General features: G+C 43.8%; 4 protein-coding genes. All 4 read left to right on the forward strand.

Annotation, left to right across the window (positions count from 1 at the left end; all coding sequences use genetic code 11):
- On the forward strand, positions 1 to 370 hold a 370-nt coding region (locus V7R39_RS17640), incomplete at its 5' end, for a DUF2695 domain-containing protein (protein WP_334032266.1).
- A 119-nt stretch (positions 371 to 489) separates the two neighbouring features.
- Complete coding sequence (locus tag V7R39_RS17645; protein WP_020745301.1) at positions 490 to 768, forward strand: type II toxin-antitoxin system RelE/ParE family toxin; 279 nt, start codon at positions 490 to 492, stop codon at positions 766 to 768.
- Positions 768 to 1,064: a HigA family addiction module antitoxin gene (locus V7R39_RS17650; protein ID WP_334032267.1), complete on the forward strand. Its 297-nt coding sequence runs from the start codon at positions 768 to 770 to the stop codon at positions 1,062 to 1,064. The genes V7R39_RS17645 and V7R39_RS17650 overlap by 1 nt, the downstream gene beginning before the upstream one ends.
- Before the next feature lie 520 nt (positions 1,065 to 1,584).
- The coding region (locus tag V7R39_RS17655) for a hypothetical protein (RefSeq protein ID WP_334032268.1) at positions 1,585 to 1,989 on the forward strand (405 nt) is incomplete at its 3' end.

Raw genomic sequence — 1,989 nt, forward strand, 5'->3', positions numbered from 1 at the left:
AATTTTAGCCCACGTGTTATTGCCCCTAAGCGGGGTGTTATGTGTAGGAGATACAGTGACATCTAAGCAAGAAAAAAGGCGACGAGCAGCTTTAGTCGAGGCTATGGTGGCCGAAGATACGAAAAAGGCTATCGAAGAAATGCCGCTTTCGCTGAAAGATCTTGGCAGGCTCTTCGACCACTTAGATTTTCAGCTAGGGATACAAGGCTGCGACCATACCCCAAGAATCACCTCTTCATTTCTCGTAAGCTTGAATCTCGACACAGATGAAATTTTGCCTTGGCTTTCGGAGCAAGGCGGCTCCTGTGATTGCGAAATACTCGCAAATGTTGAAGATGGCTGGGAAAGTGAAATCGCCAAAAACACATAACAAAGCCATGAAGGTTGTTCCGGGCCTTGGGCCCTCCACCGGACGGCCCTGTCGGGCTGGCGTTATACGCGCTGAAAATTCCACTAGCAACTCGTAACCCATGAGGTTACAATGGCTGAATGATTAAGAGTTTTATACATAAAGGCCTTCAGAAGTTTTACGCTAAAGGAACCACATCAGGAATTCAGAAGAAGCATGAAAATAAACTTCGTCTGATTCTGTCTAATCTCGATCAAGCAGAAACGCCTGATGACATGGATTTACCCGGCCTTTATATGCATAAACTCAAAGGTAACAGAAATGATATTTGGTCTGTCCGAGTAAGTGGTAACTGGAGAGTTACATACCGCTTTGTTGGACGAGATGTTGAAATCGTTAACTACGAGGATTATCACTAATGAATATGCATAACCCAGCACATCCTGGTGAGATACTCAAAGATCTTGTTATTGATGCTCTAGAACTCACTATCACTGATGTAGCTCAGCATTTAGACGTTAGTCGAAAAACATTGTCAAAAGTTCTAAATGGTAAAGGAGCCATCACGCCAGAGATGGCACTTCGTCTAGAGCTGGCATTTGGTAAGCCTTCAGCTGCTCATTGGCTACGTTTGCAGAATGCTTTTGATTTATGGCAAACGCGGCAACATCTAAGTTCTTTACATGTCTCACCTTATAATCTGGCTGCGGTATAAAGGCGCGTATAACAATCAAATGTTGGGGACACAAACACGCAGGCTCTGCTTCGCAGTATAGCCCACGCGTTTGTGCCGCCAAATTAGGGCGTTAGGCGTCATTTACTTACAGCATTAAAATGTAGATTAAACCGTGACATTCCAGCATCAAGGTTGTTTCGCTAGGTTGTCTTTACGGCTTACTTTTCGGTAGTTTCAACGGCTTTAGCAACGCCCTTTTCGTCAACTCAGCAACGCCAGCATTCTGCATCTCCAGTTGTTTAAACTCGCTCTTTTATCCGCCAATGTCGTTAACATCTGGCTTTTCACACTGGGTTGTTTTATCTTAAATTCAATAATTTAAACGCGCGGCCTAATTGGCTAGTGGTGGCAGCAAAGCTGCGTACTCTAAGTTGTACGCCTAACAAAACGCTGTTGGCACTCCCTCCGGTCGCTGGGACGCTAACACGGGGCCGCTTCGCGATTATAGCCTCATGTTAGCGCCCCAAAGCTTAGTGTTATGCATTAAAAGGAGTTTATATTGCACAAGGCAGTTAAAGTGTTCTTAATCGGTATGTTTATCGGCCCAATACTAGCCGAAACACTCGGATTCATATCTTCTTTTACAATGCTTATAAGTGTGGAAATGGGAAGAATTATTCGGTTATCCGCATCTTATCTGGGTCCATTAAGCTCGATTTGGTTTTCCTTGGCATTGGTGATGGCGGTTTTAGAGACTAAGCCTATCCGGTATAAGGTTATGGTGTTTCCTGTTGCAGCTTTGTATGCACTGTCTACATCCTACATCTTTGTGGATTCAGATAGCGTTGCTGAAACATTATTGTTTAACATCAATTATCTTTGTGGACTTGCTAGTCTAACGATTGCGGGCTTCTTAATTCTTCATCACTTCAAAACTCAATATGAGGTCATTTCGAAGCATGCA

This window comes from Alteromonas sp. P256, from assembly GCF_036864455.1.
GTDB lineage: Bacteria > Pseudomonadota > Gammaproteobacteria > Enterobacterales > Alteromonadaceae > Alteromonas.